The sequence below is a fragment of the Bradyrhizobium sp. SZCCHNS2022 genome (assembly GCF_032377575.1).
GTDB classification, from domain to species: Bacteria; Pseudomonadota; Alphaproteobacteria; order Rhizobiales; family Xanthobacteraceae; genus Bradyrhizobium; species Bradyrhizobium aeschynomenes.
This window is the reverse complement of record NZ_JAUHHZ010000001.1, coordinates 1,394,915-1,417,277: the sequence shown is the minus strand read 5'-3', so window position 1 is coordinate 1,417,277 and position 22,363 is coordinate 1,394,915. Positions and strand designations below refer to the sequence as shown.

22 protein-coding genes are annotated in these 22,363 nt (G+C 65.0%); 5 read left to right on the top strand and 17 right to left on the bottom strand.

The features are described 5' to 3' along the window. Nucleotides 1–8: 8 nt before the first annotated feature. The 4 genes from QXZ94_RS06290 to QXZ94_RS06275 all read right to left on the bottom strand — a co-directional run bounded on the left by QXZ94_RS06290 (nt 9) and on the right by QXZ94_RS06275 (nt 6,427). On the bottom strand, nt 9–1,424 hold the full coding sequence (locus QXZ94_RS06290; protein WP_315719676.1) for a hypothetical protein: 1,416 nt from the start codon (nt 1,422–1,424) through the stop codon (nt 9–11). Next, entirely contained in the window at nt 1,421–5,044 is a 3,624-nt protein-coding gene (locus QXZ94_RS06285; protein WP_315719675.1) for a hypothetical protein, read from the bottom strand. The genes QXZ94_RS06290 and QXZ94_RS06285 overlap by 4 nt, the downstream gene beginning before the upstream one ends. Nucleotides 5,045–5,051: 7 nt before the next feature. Beyond that, on the bottom strand, nt 5,052–5,807 hold the full coding sequence (locus QXZ94_RS06280) for a hypothetical protein (protein ID WP_172130635.1): 756 nt from the start codon (nt 5,805–5,807) through the stop codon (nt 5,052–5,054). A gap of 224 nt (nt 5,808–6,031) precedes the next feature. Beyond that, nucleotides 6,032–6,427 (bottom strand): hypothetical protein, encoded by a 396-nt coding sequence (locus QXZ94_RS06275; RefSeq protein WP_315719674.1) that lies wholly within the window; start codon nt 6,425–6,427, stop codon nt 6,032–6,034. A 598-nt stretch (nt 6,428–7,025) separates the two neighbouring features. Between QXZ94_RS06275 and QXZ94_RS06270 the strand changes: the two genes are divergently transcribed. Both QXZ94_RS06270 and QXZ94_RS06265 read left to right on the top strand, forming a co-directional pair. Then, nucleotides 7,026–8,213 carry an acyltransferase gene (locus QXZ94_RS06270; protein WP_315719673.1) on the top strand — a complete coding sequence of 396 codons (1,188 nt, stop codon included), beginning with the start codon at nt 7,026–7,028 and terminating at the stop codon, nt 8,211–8,213. 147 nt (nt 8,214–8,360) lie between these two features. Then, entirely contained in the window at nt 8,361–8,558 is a 198-nt protein-coding gene (locus QXZ94_RS06265) for a hypothetical protein (protein ID WP_409998733.1), read from the top strand. 27 nt (nt 8,559–8,585) lie between these two features. On the opposite strand, the gene QXZ94_RS34380 is transcribed toward QXZ94_RS06265, so the two are convergent. Further along, nucleotides 8,586–8,825, bottom strand: coding sequence for a GCG_CRPN prefix-to-repeats domain-containing protein (locus QXZ94_RS34380; protein WP_409998732.1), 240 nt, complete (start codon nt 8,823–8,825; stop codon nt 8,586–8,588). 501 nt (nt 8,826–9,326) lie between these two features. Here QXZ94_RS34380 and QXZ94_RS06260 point away from each other — a divergent pair. Both QXZ94_RS06260 and QXZ94_RS06255 read left to right on the top strand, forming a co-directional pair. Beyond that, the gene (locus QXZ94_RS06260; protein ID WP_172108389.1) at nt 9,327–9,512 is read left to right on the top strand and encodes a hypothetical protein; all 186 of its coding nucleotides are present in this window, start codon (nt 9,327–9,329) and stop codon (nt 9,510–9,512) included. Nucleotides 9,513–9,685: 173 nt separating this feature from the next. Then, nucleotides 9,686–9,880 (top strand): hypothetical protein, encoded by a 195-nt coding sequence (locus tag QXZ94_RS06255; protein ID WP_315719672.1) that lies wholly within the window; start codon nt 9,686–9,688, stop codon nt 9,878–9,880. Nucleotides 9,881–9,960: 80 nt separating this feature from the next. Here the strand turns inward: QXZ94_RS06255 and QXZ94_RS06250 are convergent, their stop codons facing one another. The 4 genes from QXZ94_RS06250 to QXZ94_RS06235 form a co-directional block, all read right to left on the bottom strand. Continuing rightward, the gene (locus QXZ94_RS06250; protein ID WP_315719671.1) at nt 9,961–10,407 is read right to left on the bottom strand and encodes a host attachment protein; all 447 of its coding nucleotides are present in this window, start codon (nt 10,405–10,407) and stop codon (nt 9,961–9,963) included. Nucleotides 10,408–10,542: 135 nt separating this feature from the next. Beyond that, complete coding sequence (locus QXZ94_RS06245; RefSeq protein WP_172108383.1) at nt 10,543–10,956, bottom strand: DUF3775 domain-containing protein; 414 nt, start codon at nt 10,954–10,956, stop codon at nt 10,543–10,545. 189 nt (nt 10,957–11,145) lie between these two features. Then, on the bottom strand, nt 11,146–11,619 hold the full coding sequence (locus QXZ94_RS06240) for a hypothetical protein (RefSeq protein WP_315719670.1): 474 nt from the start codon (nt 11,617–11,619) through the stop codon (nt 11,146–11,148). A 116-nt stretch (nt 11,620–11,735) separates the two neighbouring features. Next, on the bottom strand, nt 11,736–12,446 hold the full coding sequence (locus QXZ94_RS06235) for a hypothetical protein (RefSeq protein WP_315719669.1): 711 nt from the start codon (nt 12,444–12,446) through the stop codon (nt 11,736–11,738). A 219-nt stretch (nt 12,447–12,665) separates the two neighbouring features. Between QXZ94_RS06235 and QXZ94_RS06230 the strand changes: the two genes are divergently transcribed. Next, nucleotides 12,666–13,049: a VOC family protein gene (locus tag QXZ94_RS06230; protein ID WP_172108377.1), complete on the top strand. Its 384-nt coding sequence runs from the start codon at nt 12,666–12,668 to the stop codon at nt 13,047–13,049. 17 nt (nt 13,050–13,066) lie between these two features. On the opposite strand, the gene QXZ94_RS06225 is transcribed toward QXZ94_RS06230, so the two are convergent. From QXZ94_RS06225 to QXZ94_RS06190, 8 genes are all read right to left on the bottom strand, one after another. After that, complete coding sequence (locus tag QXZ94_RS06225; protein WP_409998468.1) at nt 13,067–13,519, bottom strand: hypothetical protein; 453 nt, start codon at nt 13,517–13,519, stop codon at nt 13,067–13,069. A gap of 138 nt (nt 13,520–13,657) precedes the next feature. Further along, entirely contained in the window at nt 13,658–16,339 is a 2,682-nt protein-coding gene (locus QXZ94_RS06220) for a PAS domain-containing protein (protein WP_315719667.1), read from the bottom strand. A 113-nt stretch (nt 16,340–16,452) separates the two neighbouring features. After that, entirely contained in the window at nt 16,453–17,256 is an 804-nt protein-coding gene (locus QXZ94_RS06215) for an NUDIX hydrolase (protein WP_315719666.1), read from the bottom strand. A 2-nt stretch (nt 17,257–17,258) separates the two neighbouring features. Further along, on the bottom strand, nt 17,259–18,212 hold the full coding sequence (locus QXZ94_RS06210) for a dihydrodipicolinate synthase family protein (protein ID WP_315719665.1): 954 nt from the start codon (nt 18,210–18,212) through the stop codon (nt 17,259–17,261). A gap of 109 nt (nt 18,213–18,321) precedes the next feature. Continuing rightward, the gene (locus QXZ94_RS06205; RefSeq protein ID WP_315719664.1) at nt 18,322–19,200 is read right to left on the bottom strand and encodes an SDR family oxidoreductase; all 879 of its coding nucleotides are present in this window, start codon (nt 19,198–19,200) and stop codon (nt 18,322–18,324) included. A gap of 137 nt (nt 19,201–19,337) precedes the next feature. Further along, complete coding sequence (locus QXZ94_RS06200) at nt 19,338–20,198, bottom strand: MaoC family dehydratase (protein WP_315719663.1); 861 nt, start codon at nt 20,196–20,198, stop codon at nt 19,338–19,340. A gap of 249 nt (nt 20,199–20,447) precedes the next feature. Then, entirely contained in the window at nt 20,448–20,837 is a 390-nt protein-coding gene (locus tag QXZ94_RS06195; RefSeq protein WP_315719662.1) for a Zn-ribbon domain-containing OB-fold protein, read from the bottom strand. Continuing rightward, nucleotides 20,837–21,985 carry a thiolase domain-containing protein gene (locus tag QXZ94_RS06190; protein ID WP_315719661.1) on the bottom strand — a complete coding sequence of 383 codons (1,149 nt, stop codon included), beginning with the start codon at nt 21,983–21,985 and terminating at the stop codon, nt 20,837–20,839. The genes QXZ94_RS06195 and QXZ94_RS06190 overlap by 1 nt, the downstream gene beginning before the upstream one ends. Nucleotides 21,986–22,363 lie beyond the last annotated feature (378 nt).

The window sequence follows — 22,363 nt, the reverse complement described above, 5'->3', positions numbered from 1 at the left end:
GCGCTCCCTCAGATGTCGGCGAAGATGCCGAAGTGATCGCTGGTGTTGCGAACGCGTCCGTAGTTGCTCCAGCCGGTCAGATTTCCGGCGCCGCCGATCCCCGGATAGTTCGCCGCCGTGGGTGCGCCGGGCCAGCCCATCGGCGCCGCGGTGAACTGGTTGGCCAAAGCGATCGCACCGGGGGGAGGATTGTCCGGCGGACCCATCACCGCGTTCATCGGCGTGCCGCTGACGGTGTTCATGATCGTTGTCTGATAGTTGTGCAAGCCATTATGCGGCCAGACCAGCACGTTATCGATCGAGTAGAACGGCGCGGCGACGAAGTTGGAGCCGACATAGCCGTAGCCGGGATAGAAGCTCTGGCCCGGCCCGCCGCCGTTGGACCACAGGAATTTCGACGCGGCGGTCTTGGTCTTGCCGCGGATATGGGTGGAGAAATAACCTTTGTACTGGTCCAGATTGACTGGAACGCCTACTGCCGTCGGACCGACGAGCAGCGTATAGGCGCCTGGGCCACCGGTGAGCGGATTGTAGAGGCCCGAGGCCGTGCCGTTCACCGCGAACAGATTGACGTTGAAATCACCGCCGATCACCCGCGTCTCGTTGGCGCCCAAGCCGCCCACGATGTCGTTGATGGTCGACAGCGTGGTGATGTAGTTCGCCGCCGCAGGGTTGTTGGGCGGGGAATGGATGCCGAAGATGGTGATGTCCCGCTGCACGTTGCCGAGATTGTCGGCCTCCGTGAACGTCGCCATGAACGGCTCGCGCAATCCGCCGAATGCGACGCCCGCACCGAGCGGCGTGGTGAAGGCGATGCGCGCGGCGACGACATCCTCGTTGAGACCGCCATTGTGCTGGGCCCCTGCCGGGATCTGCCGCACACCGCCAAGCCCCGGCGGCACCAGCATTCCGTTGACGTTGACGGCGCCGACCGGCACCGCCATGCCATTGTAGGGCGTAGCGACGCCGCCGCCCGGCGGCACCGACAGGCCGGCGTGCCCGCCGGTCCAGATGTTGGGTCCGGTGAAGTAGCGATTGAGCGTGCCTGCATTGTTGGTGCGCCGAAAGAGAATGCCCACGGTCTCCGAGCGACCGCCGGTCCCCGTATAGAGCGGCGGCACTGCGTTCCATCCGCCGGCCACCATCGTGCCTGGATTGTTGAGCCCGAACTGCACCATGGCGAGCGCATTGATCCCGCCGGTCTGGCTCGCCAGCGCGTTCGGCGCGTTGTCGCCGGAGCTCACCTCGATGATGACGATGATGTCCGGCTGCGCGGCGGCGAGCACGGCGTTGATCACGGCGCGACGCTGGATCGCGCTCTGCATGTCGTTGAGACCGCCGTGCCCGCGCTGCCGCTTGATCGACGCCGAGAAGATCTTGTTGACCGAGAAGTTCTCGATGTTCCAGAACAGGATCCGCGTCATGATGACGGCTCCTGCAGCTCGGGCTTGCGTTTGGCAAACGCGAGCGACTGCTCGCAGCCCGGATTGTCGTCGGCGACATAGGCGGCATACCAGCCGAGACTGCCGGTGTTGTCGGGATCGCCGAACAGGAAGAACTGGATGTTGGCGGACGGCGGCAGCTTGGCGATGCCGAAGATCTTGATGGCGATATCGTCGATCCGCAGGCAGTAGAACCATTTCGGAGCGGCGTCGGCCAGCATACGCCCCGTTGCTGTCGGGACCGGCTGGCGCAGGATCGAGATCGCGCCGACAGCGACCTTGATGACGCCTTGGATGCTGAACAGGCTGGCACCGGGTGCCGCGCCCGGCAGGCTCATGCCGATGAAAACCGCATGCTCCGCATCCGCGCCGGTGGTGACCGGCGACCAGGCGGCGAGCAACTGCGACTGGAAGCCGACGCCGGAGGCAAGCGCACCCGGTCCGCCCAGCGTGACGTCGTAGACGACGCCGAACCAGGGCCCCTCCAGCTCAGTGAGGTTGAGCTGCGACGTCACCGGCAGGAAGCCCAGATCGGACGGCTTCTGATCGCCGGAGGCGTTGACGAAGCTCTTGAGCTGCAGCGCGAAGCCGCGGAACAGGCTGGTGTCGCGCATCGTCGAGCCGTTGAGATTCCACGCGAGATTGCCAGTCGCGACCTGGAACCGCTTGGCGCCGGGCGTCGCCTGCGGATAGGTCATTCCCACGGCGAGACCGGAAAAGGCGAGGCCGACGCCAAGCGCCGCCTCCGGCGTGTCCGGCGGACTGCCGAACGACAGCAGGTCGAGCGTCTCTCCGGTGGTGCTTTCGAGCGCGGTGAAATCGAGCTGCCCCCAGACGAGGAAGTTGCTCGCCACCGTCGCGCCCTGGTCCTGGGTGCCGAGCGTGTTGAACTGCACACGGTCGAATGCGACGGCCGGCAGCACGTTCGACGGGCTGGTCAGCACGTTGGTCGTGTTCTGCTCGAAGACATAGGCCGTGCGGCCGCCCTGATCGACATAGCTGCCCTTGAGCACGATCCCAGTGAAGGGCTGCGGCTTGCCGCGCGAGTACAGGCGCGACACCGGCGCGCCGAACAGCGCTGCAACCGAGAGCTGGACATGGCTGTCGAACCGCGTCAGCCTGGCATTCTCGAACAAGGATTGCAGCTGCAGCACGGTGAAATCGAAATCGCCGCTCATCTGCACCGGCACGGGCACGTCAGGCGCGACGCCATTGGAGACGTTCATCGCATAGCGCGGATCTTCGTAGTCGATCAGGCCGAACAGGCTGGAGCTGCCCGGAGGCATCGTGATCTTACCGGTGCTCGCCTCGACGGTGACGCGGCTCACGGTGAAGCCGAAATGATGAGCATTGAAACGGGTGAAGTCGATGCCGGCGGCTAGGCCCGCAATCTCCGGCGGCATATCGCGTTGGCCGAGATCGGCCGCGAGCACGATGACGCCGGTCCAGTTCGGATCCTGGGCGATGCGCGCGAAATTCTCGTAGAACGGACCCGACGTGCCCTTCGACCTGGTGATCGCGTCTGCGATGTAGTCCTGTAGCCATTGCGACAGACCGGTGTAGGACAGCGCGGCTGTGGCCGGCGGCGTACCGGGCAGCAGCGAGAACTGCTCGGCCGAGGTCCAGCGATTGGCATTGGTGACCCGGTCGAGCAACGAGCCGGAGCAGAACTTCATGATCATCACGTTACGATAGGCGGTCGCCGACGCTCCGGCGCCGACTGCCGCAGTCATGGTCCAGCCCGCGATGTTGACGGTGTTGGCGAATTGAGCCCCCGTGCCGAACGGTTCCGGATTGACGGCGACCAGAAACAGCTGGTTGGTCTGCAATGCGTCCTGCATCGCCGGAGTCGGATGAGACAGCGCGAACGGCAGAGTCTTGCCGTCTTGCTTGAGCGACTGGGCCATGCTGACGTTCAGATAGGCTCCCGTCCCCCGATCGCGCTCGATGATGAAGCCTTGCGGCGTTGTCCCATCGGTACCGGGTCCGTCGGCCAGGGTGCCGTGCAACGCATGCGCGCGCGCCGCCTGAACCCGCGCCGACCACGTCCTGCTGCCATAGCTCGAGATCAGCGATTTGCGGGTTGCGGCGACGATCTGACTTTCGAACTGGACGAGCGTCGCGCCGTCGACGCCGCTGCTCGCCACGGCTCCGTAGGGCACCAGCGGGAACGTCTTGTCGCTGCCCTGAGCGAGCGGCATGAATGGCGGCGCCGATTGCAGGATCGCCGCGTCGTCGGGGACACCGGCTGCGGCGGCTCCGTAGATCGCGCTGCCTTCCGGCTCGGCGAGATAGTCGACGGCGCCGCCTCCGGAGATGATGGTCACCCAGGAGGTCTGATAGTCGTCGGTCAGGCGCGGCGCGACGGCGCCGCTCGCGGGGCGGTTGAGATCCGCCGTCTCGAACGGAAACACCGGCGCATAGCCGGGCTTTGATGGAATGGCGTTGAGACGATCGTTCTGTGCGGCAGGCAGGTTCGCATCGTAGGTCTTGAAGCTGAGAGCTTCCGATCCGAACAGTCCGCCCATCAGCTTCGCGACCTGGCCACCCGAGCTGCCGTCGGCGCTGAGCGCGTATTGGCCCGCCAGGCTGAGATAGGCGGTGCCGGCATCGGTCGCGATCGTTTTCGCGACGCTGGTGGCGAAGGCGAAGCCACCTGCCCCGAGCGCCGGCGCCGTATCCGCGCTGCCGGCCCCGAGCGGCGTCAGCTGCACCACGCGTCCGCCGGTGGTGCGGAATTCGCTGGTCAGCGCCGGCGCGGCCTTGATGGCGAAGCCCGAGCGTAGATAGCCCTGTTCGAGCAGCGCTCCATCAATGACGCGGTTGGCGGGATCACCCAGGTCGAAGGCGCCGGCGATCGAAAGCTGCGGCGGCAAGGCCGCCACCGTCATCGCCGCATACTGCGCCGCCTGCAGCAACGTCGCGGCGCTGTTGTTGATGGTGTAGCGGAAGCCCTGCCCCAAGCCCTGGGCGACGAAGGCCTGCTTGGAATCGAGGAGGCCATCGAAGGTCACACAGCCCGTATTGGCGCCGCTGAACGGCACGTAGGCGTAGATGCGACTGTTGGCCGGCGCGATCCGAATGCCGAGCGGATTGTCGCCCTTGCCGGAGAAGCCGATGAACGGCGGCGAGCTCGTCGCCGAGCCAGACAGGCGCAGAGCCCCGCCATCGATGTCGATGCGACTCTGATCGAGAACGTAGAACTTGGCGTTGCCGGCGAACCAGAGGTTCAGGTTGCCCGACACCTGGTAGACCGGCGGCAGATTGATGAAGCCGACGCCATAGCGCTTGAAATCGCCGAACACGACCGGGTTCGCCGATGCCAGCCAGACGACGGCGCGGTTGCCCGTCGCCGCGCCGATGTAATCACGAACGCGCTTGGCGAACCCGCCGGGATCCCGATCGAGATCGGCGGGCCGCTGCGTCGCGAAGAGATAGCTGCCACCGTACTTCTTCAGCGAGTCGTCGTAGTTGATGAACGGTGGCAGCGACGCACCTGCGCCGAGCAGGTAGCCGGCCCAGCCAACTGAGCCGGCAACCCTGGTCTCATAGATCGCGGCGGAGCCGACCTGCTCGAACTGCGCTGACGCAAGCGCGTCCATGGCCGTATCACCCGATCGGGAAGATGCCGAGCAGCGTACCCGCCAGTGAATAGAGGGCGCGATCGTCGATGATGTCGCCCTTGATGATGGTCACCGTGTACTGCGCCGAGCCCAGCGCCGCATATTGCACGGTAATGCCGGCCTTCCACGTCGTCGCCCCGATGGTGATATCGGCGCCGAGCACCGCAGTGATCTGCGATTGCGATACGATCGGCGTCCAGACCGGGATGCGCCCCTGATACTGGAATGAGACATAGGTGGTATTGTTGGTGTCGCCGCTCGGCGTCGTCACCACATTGCTGTTCGGGCTGGTCGGGGTGTTCACCGTCGGCAGAGCCGTGAACGCCGCACGCGGGTACTCTTCGGTCCGCAACGCGGCGGCCGACGGCGCGGCCTTGACCGACGAGCTGATCGGGAAGATGCCGAGCGTCACGCCCTGGAGCGAGTAGAGGCCACGATCGTCCACGATCTCCCCCGAGATGATGGTCACGGTGTACTGGGTCGATCCGAGCGCCGCATACTGGACCGTGATGCCCTTGCGCCAGGTCGTTGCGCCGATCGTGATGTCAGCCCCGAGAACGACCTGAGGTTGCGCCTGCGACACCACCGGCGTCCAGACAGGGATGCGCCCCTGATACTCGAAGACGAGCTGAGTGGTGTTGTTCGTATCCCCGGTCGGCGTCGCTACGACATCGGTGTTGGGGCTGGTGGGGGTCTTGACGACCGAAGGAGCAGTGAAACGAACGGCTTCGTGATCGACCATAGCTATCTCCCATTTTGTAATAACGCAGGCCGAGACCTGCAGCAGATCCGGGCAACGCAGTTGAAACGAATCAAATATCGATCAAACTACCACTGATTGAAATCTATCAGAGGTTGTGGCGTGTACCAGAGTTGGATGAGACGGTCAATTGTGCCAGATCACAGTCTCTGCACGCGCCCGATAACATTCTGGTGTTTACATTTCGCGCGGAACGGGACGGCCTTTCAGCGGCTGCCCTGCATCTGGAGCATCTGCACCGCACGCTTCATCGCAGCCGCGCGGGTGAACGAGCCCAAGACGGCTCCGGGAAAGCTGCTCTCCTTGCCCGAATCGACGATCGTTCCCGTCATCGTCACCGTGTAGTAGGAGCCCATCGTGTTCATGGCCACGGTCAGCCCCTTGCGCAGGACGACGTTGGCGACGCTGATGTCTTCGGATAGCGTGACCTGAAATTCGCCGACCGACACCAGCGCCATCCAGCACGGAATCGCAGGGTTGACGAAGAAGGTGATCCAGGTGCTTTCGTTGATGTCGAAGGTGGCGGCCGCCTGCGCGCTGCAATCCGTCGTCAACTGGGTGTTGACGGTCTGATTGGTGAGCTGAGATGGTGCAGCGGGCAAGGCGGCTCCCGTCCTCGATCAGGCGCGCAACGTCAAACAACCGTCTGAGATGACGCAATGGATAACTAGCCGCGGTCCGCTGTCGAGTCCATGTGCAAGCTGGACGCTGTCCGGGCCGCCTCGGACGATGCGGTCAGCCGCCTCACCGGCCGGATCTGACCTGCGCAACAATCAGACACGCCGAGCGGCGTCGTTCCGCCGGGTCGCCTGTCGTTGAGAATGGCTCATGCGCGACCGTGCAATGCACGGCCGGTCCCGCCCAGGTGCTGGAATCCCTGGGCGTCGCAACGATGCTTGATCGGTGCGGTCGCCAGAAAAGCCCGCGGCGAGATGGGCCGGCACGATCGTGCCCATTCACGATCAAATCCATTTTTTATTCAATAGGTTAGATGGACGATCACCCCCTACGGTTCGGCCGCGCTTGCCCTCCGCCTTCTCGTGTGGATCGCCGCCGGAATGCCCCAAAGACATCTGCTCCGCGGAATTTGCTCCAACGGACCGGCGATGGATTGCCTGCGGGCACCGGCGTTCCTACAACCGCGCTCATGGATGCAGGGCAGCCCGCCCAGGCTCCCTGATGCGAGGACGATGTCTCCCCGTGAATGATCAACGTTTCATTGGATCCCTGACCGGCCTGCGCTTCGTCGCGGCCGCAACGGTCGCAGTCGGACACGGCGCACCGTCGTTGGGCCAAGGCCGGCCGGCGGAGTTGATCGCGCAGGTCAGCAGCATCGGCATGACCATGTTTTTCGTGCTGAGCGGGTTTGTCCTTTGGCTCAATTACGCCGGACGCTTTCACGCCGAGCCGGTCGCAGGTGCCATTCGGGAATTCGCGATCGCGCGCTTCGCCCGGCTTTATCCGATGTATGCCGTTCTCGTTGCCGCAATCGTCACCTACCTCATGCTCGCCCGGGGACTCTCCGCTCCTTCGCTCGGCTTTATTCTGACGATGACGCAGGCTTGGTTTCCCGTTCAGAACGGCACCATGCTGGTGGCGGTCGTTCCGCCCCTCCAACACCTTTGGTCGATCAGCGTCGAACTGTTCTTCTACCTACTTTTTCCGTTGGTCTGCTTTCTGCTGGCCGGCGTCGTTCGGCTGTCGACGATGATCTGGCTTGCGGCAGCAAACATCCTGGCGTTCGCGCTCACGATCGCGGCATTCTTCACCTATGGCGACGCCATGCTGCGGGCTCTCGTGCCGAGCCTGCAGCACAATGGGATGCAATGGCTGACCTACTACGCGCCCTACCTGCACGTGGCACAGTTTCTGGCCGGGTGCTTCGCGGCCATGATCTACCAGAACCGCGCGCGCACCGATCCGGCCCCCACGGAACGACGCTGCGTGACGGTGCTGTTCTGGCTCTCACTCGCGGGTCTGGCCTGCGCGCCGGCGCTGCTGTTCATGCAACCGCACCTGCCCGACTGGTCGTTTGCGATCGAGCTCAGCGTGCGTCTGATCGAGATCACGGCGTTCTCGATCGTCTTCGTTGCCACCAGTCGCTACGGTCATGCGCGGTGGCTGTCGTCCCGCGCCATCATCATCGGCGGTGAATGCAGCTATTCGATATACCTGCTGCACCCATTCCTGATCCGCCTCGCAATGATCGGCAAGCCCGACCAGCCAGGAGTTCTCGAGCTTGCGCTTCGACTCGGTCTGTTCGTCGCGATTGCGACGGCGGTCGCCTGGATCACCTATATGGTCGTCGAGGCGCCGTCGCGGGCTTGGATCCGGCGCGCTCTGGGCACCCGTGCGCCGCGCGAGGTGATCCAGGCCAAGGCAAGCTGACACAGCAGCGCGCGTTCTGCGCGGTACCCGGATCCGTGCGTCGCGGCGCGAGGGTGCGGCCTTACCGGCGATTTATGCGGACCATTTTGCGCGAATTTAACAAGATTGCCGCCAGTCTTTAGGACATCCGACGCGGCATGGGATGCAATGGTGATTATTCAGATCAAGGCGATGTGCGAGGCCGACGGTTCGATCCTCGCAGCCACCAGCTATGACGACACCAATGAGGACGCGCGAGCCGCTGCCGTGATCGGCCTGCTCGAGCAAGTCCTGGCACGCTCGGACGATGCGGACGAGCAACGCCTGTTCACGTTGGACATCGAGGCCATGTCCGAGCCTCTGTAACTCCCCGCCCCGGACCAGGGTCGCCGTTCACTTGCTGACGCAAGCCCTTGCCGGGCGGCTCCATCGGAATGCCGCGCCGCAAGGCGGTCTGGGCCGCGCTCCTGCGGGGCATTCGTTCCATACCGGCGCCCCCTGCTCCCAGCCGTTCACAACACAACCGCCGTTGGGAGCGACATGGCACCCGGGCCCACAAGATTCGCTGGCGGCCGACGCACCCGTTCCGGCCGCAAGGCCCGTCGTCAGCACGGCCAGCACTACCAGTCTCATTGCTTCGCTCCCTTCACTCCACGGCCGTTCGTCTGCGTTCTCCGCTGAGAACCTCGAGCGCTTCACTCTTTTCCAGCGCTGGTCGCCCAGCGCGCGCCGCAGTAAGGCACGGTTCTGAAGCGAACCGTTGACCGGACCTGTGACGAAACACCGCGCCGCCCGCCACATGCCCGCCTTACTCCGTGCACGACTGCGCCACAGCCAGCCATCGAAATGGTCTGGCACTCCGTGGCGAGAAGGTTTTCACCATAGTTGAGAACGTTGCGGGGTGCCGCGCCACGGCAGAAAGACAAACGTCATCTCTCGCCATCAAATGTAACGAAACGATCCGATTTTCACCGCACCATGGCGACAAGTTCGGAAAAATTGGGACAAGGACAACCGACGGGTTGGATCGAGGCCTCCTCTGGGAGGAACGGCGCGGACAGCTGACGAAAGATCGGCCGCCGGGTTGCGCGCGAATACTCGAATGAAAATGCAAGGGAGCAACGGGTCGACACCATGGCTAAGACAATGACGGTTCGCGAAGTCATCGCCAGGTCATATCCCAGTTGGGATTACGCCATGGCCGACCGCTTGATCGCATGGCTGGATCATTGCGGCTATCAGATCGTCGAGAAGAAGCTGCATGAGTCCGCTGTTCTGCCGGCAGACGACTTGCAGCCGCCCGCGATCAACGCCTGCTGACCCATATCGGCCCGCGTCGCAGAGGGCTCGCTCTGCGTTGCATAGGGCGCGGAGTTCGATGCAGCATCGACGGATCGCGTGACCCCGGAACCCGCGCGTCGTTGTGGGGTTCAACAGCGACACCCGACGAGAATTTCTCGAGCATCACGAGATCAGGTCGCGAAGGATTAAGAATGTCTCGCAAGCTCACGCCGCGCCAAGTCATCGCACGCTCCTACCCGACATGGGATTATGCCATGGCAGACCGGCTCATCGCCTGGCTACAGGAATGCGGATATGAGATCGTCGAAAAGGAGACGATCCATCGGGACGCGAGCCTGGTGCCGAACGAGCCAGAGACGGCTGCGTCTCTTGAACGCACGCATTGACCTCCCCCACAGCCGGCCCTGACTGCAGGAGAGATCGGTGATGTCGGTCGGCAAGGTCTTTGCGGCGCCGGACGGCCGGCTCAGGCCAGCAGCTGCTTCTCGATTTCGTAGACCGGAAGCTTCACGAGGTCCTTGTGGACTTCACCATGCAACACCTTGCGTACTGCGTCGGAATAATCGGCGCGGATCATTCCGAGCGCGCGTGGCGACGCGACCATCGTTACGGCTTTGGTCTCGCCTGAAAGGACGGCGAGATGCAGGCGGTCGGCGATCTGCTTGAGGAAGGCCCGTTCCGCCTGATCGTGCCAATCGGTCTGCTCCACCGAGCTCCGCGCATGGCCGAACGACTGCTGCACCGAACCGGGCGCATCGGCTCCTTGAGCGCTGGTGCGCTCATTCTCATGCTCATGAACCTCCTTGGTGTGCAGGTTCGGAAACATGCTGTCGCCGATGTTCTCGAGGATCAGCGCCTTGCGCCCATCGCAAACGACGACCCAGTCACCGGTCCCAACCTTCAGCTTGTCCATGAGCCTACTCCTTGATGTCAACGACCCCAGCGCGGGGCCGCCTTCGAGTCCCCGCCATGGCACAGCGAGGACATCACTTGGTTATTCCCATGCATCAGCGCCGTTCCTCGCGGCCGATGCCGCTCCCGCCATGCGCTAGAGGCTTTCTTCGAAATCTTCCAGCGAGAGGCCGAACTCCGACAGTGCCTCCTCGAGATAGTCACCGAGCATCGGCGTCTCAATGAGATAGCTGGCCGTGCGGTTGTTGTGCGCCTGAGCGGCCTGCGCGCGAAGCTCGTCCCAGTTTTCCAGCGAGCCGTCGCCGCGCCCCAGCCATGTCAAAGCGACCAGATCGATCTGCTCATCGACATTGAGGCCCTTGATGAAGCTGACGAGCTCTGATCGGTCCGTGTTTACGCCGCGTCCGCCCGTTGCCGGAGCCGCGTCATCGTCGGTGAGATCCGCCAGCAGCTCGGGCTCGGCCGCCTCCATTTCGTACTGATGGGCCTTGGTCACCACGAAGGCGACCTTCTCCGGCGAGATCGAGAGATTGGGCGGGGTGGTGGTCATTGAGCGTCTCCCTGGGTCCACGGGGCAACGCGCCCTGGTTCCCATCGAGGTGACGCTAGGCGCTCCGGAAGGAGCGCACTTTGCGCAAGATCAAGGCAGTCTGGCGGCGTCCAAGACGTCGCCGCGACCGATCTCATTCACGAGGACGGGCCCGGACACTCAGCAATGAACGCAGCGAAGGACTGGATGTTACCAGGTGGAATAGAACGCGCCGACGTGCGGCTGCTGAGCCACCAGGATCATCGGCTTGCCAGGATGAGCTTTCGCGGTCTTCCGCTTCTTGGCGTCCGAGAGCTTGGTCGCGGTCTCCGGAATCCTGGTCGCGGCCCGAGGCGCCTCGACGCCCACCGCGGCAACGGCCTGCGGCTTGGTGTCGGCGACATTCATCTGGGCGAAGGCGTCGCGCACGTCGCCCTTGGCGGCGGCCGCCACGGGCGCAGGCTGCTCCACTTTGGCAATCATCGCAGGCGCCGGCGGCACGACCGACGTGTCCATCACGATCCGCTCTGGCCATTTGCGGGCGGACTGAATGCGTACCGGGGGAAGATCCGAAGCGGAGGTCAGGGTCGTCGGCAACGGTACGCTGGGAAGCACGGCATCCGCGAGGACCAGCAGCGCGAGCAAAGTACCACCGACGAATAGAAAATAACGCAAGATAGGCATAATTCACCGCTCCGTCGGCCCACCTGAGCCGACCATCCACCTAACGGGGACCATGACAGTATGTTCCCGGCCCGACCAATCAGGTTCAATGACCGCGGGAAACTAGCGCGACATAATTAGATTTTCGTCGCTGCAACCAGCGCGCATTTGGCCGTGCTGACGTTAACGTTGACAAATCCGACATGGACCGCGGCGAAGGTCCTGCGGCCGCCCGAGCGGATTTCTCCAGGCACGACCCGCCGACGGTCCGTCACGTGGCTACCATCACGCCGGCTGAAGGCGCAGTTGATCTCGACATCCTTGATGGTGAAGGCGCTGGTGTTTCGCAGCGTGAACGTCACCAGCGCCTTTGATCCGAGGCCGCCGCGCCGCCAGGATTGGGAACTGATACGCAGACCGGACAGAGCGGCCGGATCGAACGCCGCCGAGGGCGCAGCCTGCATCGCTGGCGCAAGGCTCGCATTGGCATCCATCAGACTCGGACCGGACCTGACCGCGAATGGCGGTGCCGGCGGTGCGTTGGCGCTGACGGCCACACCCGGCACCACGGACGCAAAGCCGCGCGACGGCTCTGTTCCATCCTCCTCGCCCTCAAACTGTCCGCTCGGGTGATCCAACGTCAGCCGCGCGAGACTGGGATCCGACGGTTCGCCGTCGTCGACAGACATGATCAGCCAGCCGACGGCGCCGCACATGATCAACGCGAGCACCACAAGGCCGGATACAGCAGCGCCGAGGGGAATGTAAGCCTCGTTGCCTCGGCGCCCCGCCGCCGCCGCGGCGCCGCCGAGCTTGAGTCCTGGCAAACGGAAGAGACCCGCGCTCATGTCTGCACCATCGGCTGCCCGGCCGGGCGTATGGGAACATCAATCGGCAAACATCGACAGCGTTGCATGCAAAGCCGACAATTGGAGGGCAGGCCCGGATACAGGTACGTTCGCCGGGCTGGCGCGGCCGGCAACGAGTCGGTAAACATCCGGATCATCGCCAACGCCTTGGAAACGCTGCCGCGCCGCAGACGGTTCACTCCTCGAAAGATCTCGACGATGTTGCATGTCACGTGGGACCACATTCATCTGCGCAGCCCGGATCCGGAAGCGACCGCGAGCTGGCTGCACGAGATGCTCGGCGGCGAGATCGTCCGCCATCCGGGGCGGATCGACGTGAAGCTCGGCGGTGCCAGCGTGTTCATCGCCAAGGTCGAGCCGGGCGACGGCGTCAACGAACCGCCGCTGACGCCGCACCAGGGCCTGGATCATTTCGGCCTCACCGTGAAGGACATCGACGCCGCAGCCGCTGCTCTCAAGGCCAAGGGCGTGACCTTCACGACCGAGCCGACCACGATCCGGCCCGGTGTACGCATCTGCTTCATTCGCGGGCCGCAGGGCATCTCGATCGAGCTGCTCGAGCGCGACCAGAAATACGCCTGAGCCACCGCGCACGCGGCCTACGTCATGCTGCCGGGCATGAAGCAGCGGATCGAGAGCCCTTGATAGCCACGCATCGGCCAGACCATGGTGCGGCCGACGCGGTTGGGCTCCGTGATCACGGCGTCGTCGGGAACGTCGAGCCACTCGCCCTCGATACGCACGCGGTAATGGCCGCCTTTGCTCTCCCAGTCGACATCGCTGACGGCGCTGCCGTCGGCATCGGAGCAGCATGGGCCCTTGCCGCTGCGCAAGCCGTCGAACCACGCCTTCATCTCCGGCGATGAGTTCGCCCATTGACCGCGGTCGCGTGCCTGCGTCGGCGTGGCGAGAGCGATCAGCAGCGCTGCGCCAGTGACCCGGATGGGTGGCTTCCAGCGTCCGGCCTCCTGCCGCCTTGAACCGGTGTGACGGACAGCCGAACAATCAGCGCGATGCGGCGCATGGCCGCGGGACACGATCCATCTGCTCATTTCCATCTGGCTCCTGCACCACCCCAGGGTGCGCCGATGACGATGCATCAACCGGGCCAGATTTCGATTCGATCGCGCCTTCGTGAGAGTCAATCAGGAGATCGACGTCGTTGCGTCACATGCTTGTTCAGTCCGTCCCTATTCGGCCGCCTGCTCCAACGGCGCGACGCGCGGCAGAATGATCTGGATGCGCGTGCCGGCGCCGGGCTCGGAGTCGAGATCGAGCCGGCCGCCGAGCCGGTTGGTGACGATGTTGTAGACGATGTGCAGGCCGAGCCCCGTGCCGCCCTGGTCGCGGCGCGTCGTGAAGAACGGATCGAAGGCGCGGCGGCGGACGTCGAGGCTCATGCCGCAGCCATTGTCGGAAAAGATGATCTCGACATTGTCGCGTCCGGACTCGCGCGCCCGGATCTCGATCACGCCGCTGCGCCCGTCCGGGAACGCATGTGCGACCGCATTGAGGAACAGATTTGTCAGCACCTGGCCATACGGGCCGGGATAGCTGTTCATCACCAGATTGGGCTGGCAATCGACATTGATCGTCAGGTTCTGTCTGCGCACGCCAGGGCGCAAGCTCATCACCACCTGCTCGGTGAGATCGGCGAGATCGAAGCTGCGCTGGTCGGAGTAGTTGCGGTCCGCCGCGACCTGCTTGAACGACTGGATCAGCTCGGCCGCGCGGTTGAGATTGGCGACCAGCTGCGCGGCCGCGTTGCGACTGGTCTCGATGAACTCGTTGAGGCTCGAGCGCCTGAGCTCGCCGCGCGTCACCGCCTCGCTGAAGCGCTCGGTCTTGCGCTCGAGCGCGGAGGCCACCGTCAGGCTGATGCCGACGGGATTGTTGACCTCGTGCGCGACGCCCGCGACCATGCGCCCCAGCGCCGCCAGCTTCTCGGCCTCGATCAACGAGGCCTGGGTTTCCCGCAGGTTGCGGAGCGCCGTCTCGGCGGCCTCCTTGGCCTTGCGCATCTCCAGCTCGCTCTTCTTCCGCTCGCCGATGTCGAGCGCCACCGTGACGATCTTGTCGACCTCGCCGTCCGCATCCAGCAGCGGCAATTTGTTGACCAGCCATTGCCGCATGACGCAGCAGGAATCGAGATACTCCTCCTCGTAGAAGCCGAGGCCGGCCTTGGTGGCCAGCACGCGCTTGTCGTTCGAGTCGGTCTTGCTCGCGCCGTAGCGCACCATCAGCTCACCCGTGGTGCGCCCGAGCGCATCCTCGGGCTCGACGTTGAAGATGCCGGCCATGTAGCGGTTCATCAGCACGTAGCGCAGGTCGCGATCCTTGACGTTGATCACCGCCGGCACGGTGTCGATGACCTGCTGTAGCAGCCTGCGGCCTTCGGCGATCGCATCTTCCGCGCGCCTCTGATCGGTGATGTCGCGAACGACGCCTTCGTAGCGGACGACCTCACCGCTCTCGTCGCGCACCACGGTGGCGCTGTCCGACAGCCAGCGGATCTCGCCGTTGCGCCGTCGCACCTGGTATTCGAACTCGCGCACCATGCCGTCGCGCCGCATCAGCCGCTGATAGCGTTCGCGTGCCAGCGGATGGACGTAGATCGTCTCGGCGATATCGTTGACGCTCTGAATGAGCTCGCTCGTCGTTTCATACCCCATGATCCGCGCGAGCGCCGGATTGGCGTTGAGCACGAGGCCGCCCGGGGTCGTGACATAGATGCCGTCGATCGAGGCCTCGAACAGCTTGCGATAGCTCTCCTCCGCCAGCCGCTGCTCGGCCAGCGCGCGCACCGCGGCCTCGCGGGCCGCGTCGGCGTCCTGCAGCGTCTGCCGGAACACCTCGGCGGCACGCGCGATGTCGCCGATCTCGTTCTGAACGTCGGTCTGCGGAATCGAGGTCGCCTTCTCACCTGCCGCCAGCGCCCGGATCGAGCGGGCGATCGACGCCAGCGGCCGCACGGTTCGACGCACCACGAAGGAGGCGGCAAAGATGCCGATCAGGACGCCCGCGGTGCCGAAGATGATGCTCTGCCATTTGGTCTCAGCCAGCGTGCGGGCGAAGTCGCGCGACAACACCTTGCCCTGGCTGGCGCTGAGCGCGCGCAACAGCTCGGTGACCCGGCCGATCAGCCGGCCCTCGATGCCGAGCACCTCCTTGTCGAGCCGCGCAATCTCGTCCTCGGTGCCGGCGATGGCGATGATGGCCTCGGCGTAGCGGTCCGCTGCGGCGCGCAGCGCGACGTCTTCGATCGGCATCGCGCGCATGCTGCGCGCCGCCTGCTCGGCGCCGGCTGGATCGCGCGCCAGCAGCGCCGCGCCGACCTGGTTCTGCACCCGGAACAGCGCCCGCGCGGTGCCCCGATCGGTCAGGCCGGCGATCGCCTCCTCGAAGCTCTCGCGGGCCGCCGGCAGCCCCGACAACAGCTCGGCGCGGTGCGCGATCAGCGCACTGATCCGGTCGATGCCCTCGCGGTAGTTCGCGAGCCGCTGGGACACGCCGTCGATGGTCGCCTGTTGCTCCGGCGCCAATTGCAGGCGCGTCTTCTTCAAGAGCGCATTGAGCTCGGTCGCCGCCTCCATCGCCCGGTCGGAGCGCGAGCCCGGATCGGTGACGAAATCGCGCGCGGCGAGCCGCAGCTCGTTCATGCGCTGGTCGATCTCCTCGGCGAGATCGCCGACGCCCTGCAGCCGCTGCAGCTCCGCAAAGGTCGAATCGATGTGGCGGATGGCGATCACGCTCGCCATGCTGGTGGCGGTGATCACGGCGAGCAGCAGCAAAAAACTGCCAAAGATCATCCGTCCGATCGTCATCGATCGGAGGCTGCTGCAGGCCGTGTCGAGGTCCGGTAATTTACTCATGGGATCCGATGTTCGGAACCGCAGTATATACGAGCCGCCGCGCGGCCAAATGAACAAATAGGGAACGAACGCCGCCGGCGCATCATCCGCCGGACGAAAAATAGCGTGTGCGGTTAACCGGCCGCACCGAACTCGAACACCTCGCCATCATAGCCCGCCTCGGGCGGAATGCGCAGCTGACGGCCGCCATCGGCGGTCCTGGTCATCACCGGCATCACGGTCACGACGTTCATGTCCCGCGCCGCCGCCAGGGCCTCGGCCACGGCCGGCTGCTTGCCGAGCCGGATCAGATTGCGGGTGGTCGGAAACGGCAGCTTGAAGCGGCCATCCTCGCCCCCCGCCAGCGCTTCACGCGGCGAGACCCAGACGGAATCGGTCGATTCCCGGCCGTCATGGGCGCCGAGCTGGTCCGGCGGCGCGGCCGCCAGGAAGAACCAGGTGTCGAAGCGCTTCGGCATGCCCTCGGGCGTGATCCAATGGGCGTAAGGCACGAGCGCGTCGAGCGCCAGGACGAGGCCATGCGTCTCGAGCACCTCGAGGAAGCTGGTCTTACCCTCACACAGCGCGAGGCGATGCGCCGCCTCGATCTCGCGCACCGCGGCGGCATCGATCAGCGCGTCCGAACGTCGCGGACGCGCCAGCAGGATGCCGCTCTCCTCGAAGGTCTCGCGGAGGCCGGCGATGCGGAAGCCGAGCGCCTCGGCGGCCACGCCGTCGCCACCGGAATACAACTCGGGTATCCCGGCAATCTCCCGGTCGCCCTTGTCGACGCTGCCGCCTGGAAACACCAGGGCCCCCGAGTTGAACTCGATCTGATGGTGGCGCACCATCATGAAGACCTCGATCTCGCGTGCCGCAGCGCTATCGCGCAGCAGCAGCACGGTCGAGGCGGGACGAACGGCGGCAGCGTCAGCCATGGTTACTCCGCGGCACTGGCTCGGGGTTGCAGATTGGCACGGGCGTCATAGCGCGCGACCCGCGAGAGCAGATAGTCGACCTCGGCCTTGGCCGCGGCAGTGATCGCGGAGCCCGGCTTGCGCTGCGCGCTCGACGCGATGGCGCCGCGCTTCTGCAGCACGTATTTGCGCACGGCGAGCCCTGCCCCAGGCTGCTGCTCGTAGCGCACCAGCGGCAGATGCGCGTCGAACAGGTCGTGCGCGGCATCGCGCTTGCCGGCCTGCGACAGCTTGACGACGTCGACCAGCATTTCCGGGAAGGCGTAGCCGGTCATCGCGCCGTCGGCGCCGCGTTCCATCTCGAAATCGAGGAAGAGACCGCCATTGCCGCACAGGATCGACAGCGGCTTGAGCGAGCCGTCCTTCTGGAACGCGCGCAGGGCCGCGATCTTCTCCAGGCCGGGCCAGTCCTCATGCTTCAGCATCACGCAGGACGGGCTATCCATGACGATCTTGCGGATCACGGCCGGCGTGAACTGGACCTGCTGCGTCAGCGGATAGTCCTGCAGCACCCAGGGAATGTCCTCGCCGATCGCTTCCTGCGCCTGCTTGAAATAGCCGGTGATCTGGTCGTCGGTGCGCAGGCTCGGCGGCGGCGCGATCATGACGCCGGCAGCGCCGGCATCCATGGTGGCGCGGGCCAGCGCGCGCATCGTAGCGAAGCCCGGCGACGACACGCCGACGATGATCTGCATGGTCTTCGCGCGCTTGACGAAGCGGATCGCGACCTCGGCGGATTCAGCCGCGTCGAGCTTCGGCGCCTCGCCCATGATGCCGAGCACGGTGATGCCGTCGCAGCCCGCCGCGGCATAGAAATCGACCAGGCGATCGATCGAGGCCTCGTCGATGCGGCCGTCATCGTGGAACGGCGTCGGCGCGATCGCGAAGGTGCCTTTGGCGGCGGCGGTGAGCTTCATTTGGAGCCTCTCTCTCGTTTGGTCATTCCGGGGCGCCTCGCAGAGGCGAACCCGGAATCTCGAGATTCCGGGTCCGGTCCTTCGGACCGTCCCGGAATGACGCTATAGCCTAGAACCGCCGCGCGGACTTTCGAATCTCGTCCTCCGAAAAGAATATCTCCCCTGCATGTTCTGCGATGTCCTCCGCCCTCCAGGCCGAGGATGGCGGCTTCCAGCCGTCCATTTCCATCATGCGCAACTCGCGCACGCCGCGCGGACCGGAGACGCCGAGCACCTTGCCGGTCTGATCGCCGGAGAGGTGGCTGACCATGTAGAGCACGGCCGGCGCAATGCCCTCCGGCGTCAGCGCCGCGCCCGGGTTCTCCTTGTAGCGCGGCAGGTCCGCGGTCATCCGCGTCAGCGCGCCCGGCGCCAGGGTCCAGACCCGGATGTTGTACTTGCGGCCCTCGATCGCCAGCACGTTCGACAGGCCCCAGATACCGCCCTTGGCCGCGCCATAGTTGGACTGGCCGAAATTGCCGATCAGGCCCGAGGTCGAAGAAGTGTTGACGATGACGCCGCCGCCATTGTCGCGCATCCAGCGGAACACCGGCAGGGTGCAGCAGAAGGTGCCCTTGAGGTGGACCTGGATCACCTTGTCCCAGTCGGCCTCGCTGGATTTCGCGAAGGTCTGGTCGCGCAGGATGCCGGCGTTGTTGATCAGGATGTCGGCGCGGCCGAAATGCCGGATGGCGTCGTCGAACACCGACTGCCCGCCAGCCATGGTGGAGATGTCGGCGGCATTGGCAACCGCGCGGCCGCCCTCGGCCTTGATCGCGGCCACCACCTGCTCGGCCATCGAGAGATCCGAGCCGGACCCGTCGCGCGGGCCGCCGAGGTCGTTGACGACGACCGCCGCGCCCTCGCGCGCGAACAGTTTTGCATAGGCCTTGCCGAGGCCACCACCTGCGCCGGTGATCAGCGCCACCTTGCCGTCGAGCAGTCCCATGGGTGTCCTCCCGCTGCGTTGTTCGTTCTATTCGTCATGGCCGGGCTTGACCCTGCCATCCATCTTCGAAGGAGGATGGATGCCCGGGTCAAGCCCGGGCATGACGACAACTAGCAGACGTGCCTCTCACGCCGATATCAACCGAGCACCGTCCTGCCGTTCTTGATGACGGTGACGTTGCGGTCCTTCACCCGCGCCTCGAACGAGATCACATCGCCGTCCTTCCACAGATCGACCGTCACGGTCTCGCCGGGAAACACCGGCGAGGAGAACCGTGCGGCATGCTGCTTGAACGCCGACGCGTCGTAGTCCGCATAGGTCTGCAGCATGGCGCGGCAGGTCAGGCCGTAGGTGCACATGCCGTGCAGGATCGGCCGCGGAAAGCCGGCGCGGCGGGCGAATTCGGGATCGGAGTGCAGCGGGTTGCGGTCGCCGCAGAGACGATAGATCAGCGCCTGGTCGGGACGCGTCGAGATGTCGACGCTGCGATCAGGCGCGCGCGACGGCACCGGATGCGGATCTGGGATGCCGCCGGAGGGACCGCCGAAGCCGCCGTCGCCGCGGGCGAAGCGGGAGGCGACGAGCGTCGCCAGCGCAGCACCAGTCTCATCGCGCAGGATAGTTTGATGGCGGATGACGGCGCCCTTGTCCTTGCCCTTGTCGGAGACGGCGAGCACGGAGGAGTCTGCGGTAATCTTCGCCGCGACAGCCAACGTCTTGTGGAAGGTGATGTCGCGCTCGCCGTCGACGACGAGCACGCGATTCAGCTTCATGTCGCCGGGGCCGGCGCCCCAGGCGGCGACGGAGGCAAAGGTCGGCACCACCTTCAGCGGCCGCGGCTCGGCGGTGGCTTCATTGACGAAGGCGAGCTCGCGCTCGTCCATCGGATCGGCGCCCATGCCGATGCCGTAGGCGTACAGCATGACGTCGCGATCCGTGTAGGCATAGGGCTGCCCGATCGCCTTCATCGCCATCAGCTCATCATAGTTGATCGGCATGTCGCCTCCCCAAGTTCTTTATTCGTAGGGTGGGCAAAGCGAAGCGTGCCCACCGCTTTTCTTGCAACGACCACGGTGGGCACGGCGCTCCGCGCCTTTGCCCACCCTACGCACCTGTTATGGGGTGCACAGCTCGCCCTCCATCGTCATTGCGAGCGAAGCGAAGCAATCCAGGACCGCGCAAGACGCTCTGGATTGCTTCGTCGCTTTGCTCCTCGCAATGACTCGTGGATGCATCTGGGCCCTCACCTAGACCGGCGTGAAGAACGGCAGCGGCGCGCCGTCGGTCGGCTTGAACACCACCTTCACCTTCTGGCCGATCTTCAGCTGATCAAAGTCGCAGTCGACGAAATTCGTCTGCAACGACGGCCCCTCCTTCAGGGTCACATACCCGATCGCATACGGCCCCGTGGGCGACTTCCGCATGATCGAGAAGGTGTAGATCTCGCCCTCGCCCGCGCTCTGCTCCCACACCGTCTGGTCGGAGAAGCAGAACGGACAAATCGAGCGCGGGAAGTAGTGCGCCTCGCCGCACGCCGTGCAGCGCTTGATCAGGAACTTGCCCTCGGCGGCCGCATCCCAGAACGCCTTGGTCTCGGGATTGGTGACGGGGGCCGGCAGCTTCTTGGCTTCAGACATCAGACGCGCTCCAGAATGCAGGTCGAGGCGGCGTGACGCACGCCGAGCAGGCCGCCGGTGCCGTGAGCAATGGCGAGATCGCAGTTCGGCACCTGCACCTTCGGATGCGCCTCGCCGCGCAACTGCCGCACGGCCTCGATCACCTTGGTCATGCCGCCGCGGTTGACGGGATGGTTGCTGCACAGGCCGCCACCATCGGTGTTGAACGGCAGCTTGCCGACGCCGGAGATGAGATTGCCGTCGGCGACGAACTTGCCGCCCTCGCCCTTCCTACAGAAGCCGAGATCCTCGAGCTGCATCAGCACGGTGATGGTGAAGCTGTCATAGATCGAGGCGTATTTGATGTCCTTCGGCGTGATGCCCGCCTCCTCGAAGGCGCGCGGGCCGGACCACACGCCGGCGGAATAAGTGAGATCGAGATCCTTGCCGCCGCGCGGCCCCTTCATCGCCTCGCCATGGCCGATCAGCCGCACCAGCGGCTTCTTCAGACTCTTGGCGATTTCCGGCGTCGTGACGATCAGCGCGCCGCCGCCGTCGGTGACGACGCAGCAATCCATGCGATGCAAGGGATCGGAGATCATCGGCGAGTTCAAGACGTCCTCGACGGTCACGACCTCCTTCAGCATCGCATGCGGGTTGTACTGCGCGTGATGCGAGGCCGCGACCTTGATCCAGGCGAGCTGCTCGGAGGTGGTGCCGTAGTCGTGCATGTGGCGCATGGCGCACATGCCGTACGCATTGTGCGTGGTGGCGCCATAGGCCATCTCGAAGTCGGCTTCCGCACCGGCGGCACGCGGCGGCATCGGGCCGGTGCGCGGCTTGCCGGCGAGCGTGATCAGCGCGATCGAGCATTTGCCGGCGGCAATCGCCTCAGCGGCGTGGCCGACGTGGATCAGATAGGAGCAGCCGCCGGTCTCGGTGGAATCGATGTGCCGCACTTTCAGCCCGAGATAATCGACCATCGGCCAGGCGCCGCCGGGCGCATCACCGGCGCAGAAATAGCCGTCAACGTCTTTCGCGCTGAGCCCGGCATCCTCCAGCGCGCCCTTGGCGACCTCGGCATGCAGCTGCGCGGTCGATTTGTCCGGTGCGTGCCGGGTGGGATGCTCATAGATCCCGGCAATGTAGGCCTTGCCCTTGATGGTCAATTCCGTCTCCGCTTCCTGTCGTTTCTTACCCGAGGGTTGGAGATTTTCTGGACCCTCGCAGGAGTCTTGGCAAGCGTCTTGGCAAGCGTCTTGGCAAAGGCGGAAAATATTCCGCAGGGTGGAGATGGCGCGCGATCGCGCCTCTGACTCCGCCGTCGTCCCGGGCTTGACCCGGGACCCATAGCCACCGGCGGATCTTGTTGGACTCGATGGTCAACCAGCGTGCACTCTCACGCCCGTCTGTGATTATGGGTCCCGGGTCAAGCCCGGGACGACACCGTAGGTGTGGCGCGAGCGAGCTCATATCGAACTACACGTGAGCGCGCGTTCCCGCGACATTACTGCCCGAGTCATGCTGATCTCTTTCGCCCTCTTCAA

Bases quoted from the DNA above. Each gene is read 5' to 3' on its own strand.
- QXZ94_RS06225 (WP_409998468.1), bottom strand. From the start codon at position 13,519: ATGAGCAGATGGATCGTGTCCCGCGGCCATGCGCCGCATCGCGCTGAT.
- QXZ94_RS06215 (WP_315719666.1), bottom strand. From the start codon at position 17,256: ATGGCTGACGCTGCCGCCGTTCGTCCCGCCTCGACCGTGCTGCTGCTG.
- QXZ94_RS06195 (WP_315719662.1), bottom strand. From the start codon at position 20,837: ATGTCTGAAGCCAAGAAGCTGCCGGCCCCCGTCACCAATCCCGAGACC.
- QXZ94_RS06255 (WP_315719672.1), top strand. From the start codon at position 9,686: ATGTCTCGCAAGCTCACGCCGCGCCAAGTCATCGCACGCTCCTACCCG.
- QXZ94_RS06210 (WP_315719665.1), bottom strand. From the start codon at position 18,212: ATGAAGCTCACCGCCGCCGCCAAAGGCACCTTCGCGATCGCGCCGACG.
- QXZ94_RS06265 (WP_409998733.1), top strand. From the start codon at position 8,361: ATGGTGATTATTCAGATCAAGGCGATGTGCGAGGCCGACGGTTCGATC.
- QXZ94_RS06260 (WP_172108389.1), top strand. From the start codon at position 9,327: ATGGCTAAGACAATGACGGTTCGCGAAGTCATCGCCAGGTCATATCCC.
- QXZ94_RS06245 (WP_172108383.1), bottom strand. From the start codon at position 10,956: ATGACCACCACCCCGCCCAATCTCTCGATCTCGCCGGAGAAGGTCGCC.
- QXZ94_RS06240 (WP_315719670.1), bottom strand. From the start codon at position 11,619: ATGCCTATCTTGCGTTATTTTCTATTCGTCGGTGGTACTTTGCTCGCG.
- QXZ94_RS06290 (WP_315719676.1), bottom strand. From the start codon at position 1,424: ATGACGCGGATCCTGTTCTGGAACATCGAGAACTTCTCGGTCAACAAG.
- QXZ94_RS06220 (WP_315719667.1), bottom strand. From the start codon at position 16,339: ATGAGTAAATTACCGGACCTCGACACGGCCTGCAGCAGCCTCCGATCG.
- QXZ94_RS06205 (WP_315719664.1), bottom strand. From the start codon at position 19,200: ATGGGACTGCTCGACGGCAAGGTGGCGCTGATCACCGGCGCAGGTGGT.
- QXZ94_RS06230 (WP_172108377.1), top strand. From the start codon at position 12,666: ATGTTGCATGTCACGTGGGACCACATTCATCTGCGCAGCCCGGATCCG.
- QXZ94_RS06200 (WP_315719663.1), bottom strand. From the start codon at position 20,198: ATGCCGATCAACTATGATGAGCTGATGGCGATGAAGGCGATCGGGCAG.
- QXZ94_RS06280 (WP_172130635.1), bottom strand. From the start codon at position 5,807: ATGGTCGATCACGAAGCCGTTCGTTTCACTGCTCCTTCGGTCGTCAAG.
- QXZ94_RS06285 (WP_315719675.1), bottom strand. From the start codon at position 5,044: ATGGACGCGCTTGCGTCAGCGCAGTTCGAGCAGGTCGGCTCCGCCGCG.
- QXZ94_RS34380 (WP_409998732.1), bottom strand. From the start codon at position 8,825: ATGAGACTGGTAGTGCTGGCCGTGCTGACGACGGGCCTTGCGGCCGGA.
- QXZ94_RS06250 (WP_315719671.1), bottom strand. From the start codon at position 10,407: ATGGACAAGCTGAAGGTTGGGACCGGTGACTGGGTCGTCGTTTGCGAT.
- QXZ94_RS06235 (WP_315719669.1), bottom strand. From the start codon at position 12,446: ATGAGCGCGGGTCTCTTCCGTTTGCCAGGACTCAAGCTCGGCGGCGCC.